Source organism: Mobilicoccus pelagius NBRC 104925 (genome assembly GCF_000247995.1).
GTDB lineage: Bacteria > Actinomycetota > Actinomycetes > Actinomycetales > Dermatophilaceae > Mobilicoccus > Mobilicoccus pelagius.
This window is the reverse complement of the sequence record NZ_BAFE01000072.1, coordinates 1-777: the sequence shown is the minus strand read 5'-3', so window position 1 is coordinate 777 and position 777 is coordinate 1. Positions and strand designations below refer to the sequence as shown.

The 777-nt window shown below is 65.6% G+C and carries 1 protein-coding gene; it reads right to left on the bottom strand.

Translation table 11 applies throughout. The features are described 5' to 3' along the window. Positions 1–777, bottom strand: a 777-nt coding sequence (locus tag MOPEL_RS10540) for a sigma-70 family RNA polymerase sigma factor (RefSeq protein WP_009482891.1), incomplete at both ends; no start/stop codon positions are given.

The following is a 777-nucleotide window of genomic DNA, read 5'->3' as shown; positions in this document are numbered from 1 at the left end:
GTAGTACGCCGCCTTACGACGCGCCACCGCACCCGTCGGGGCCGCGCCACCGGTAGCACCGCCGGCGCCGGTCAACATCTCCGGATCCAGCTGCGAGTTCAACCCGTCACGCAACAACCGCAACGCCTCGGCCCGCATCTGACTGATCCGCGACTCGGTCACACCCAACTCCTCGGCCAACTCCCGCATCGGCCGATCCTCGAAGAAACACCCCCGCACCACCACGGCCAACCGCTCCGGCAACGCCTCGATCGCATCCCGCAGATACGCCTGACGCTCCCGCGCCATCAACACCATCTCCGGCGTCGCATCCGAACTCGGCAAGATCGCATCCGCCGCACCCCCACCACCAGAGGCATCCGTGATCACATCCAGCCGCAACACCACCGACGCATGCAGATCCGCCTCCAACCGCTCCAACTCCGCGACCGAACACCCCAACTCCGCCGCCACCTCGGCAGGAGAAGGACGCCGACCCAACGACGACGCCAACGCATCATGCACCGCATCACGACGACGCACCTTGGACCGCAACGACCGCGTCGCCCAATCCGCACTCCGCAACTCGTCCAACAACGCACCACGAATCCGACGCACCGCATACCGACCGAACGGCACACCCAACGACGCATCGAAGCTCTTCGCCGCCATCGCCAACGCCGCCATCCCCGCACTCACCAGATCATCGGTGAACACATGACCAGGAAGACGCGCACCGATCGCCCGCACCTCGAAATGCACCAACGGCAGATGCGCACGACACAACTCATCGACGTC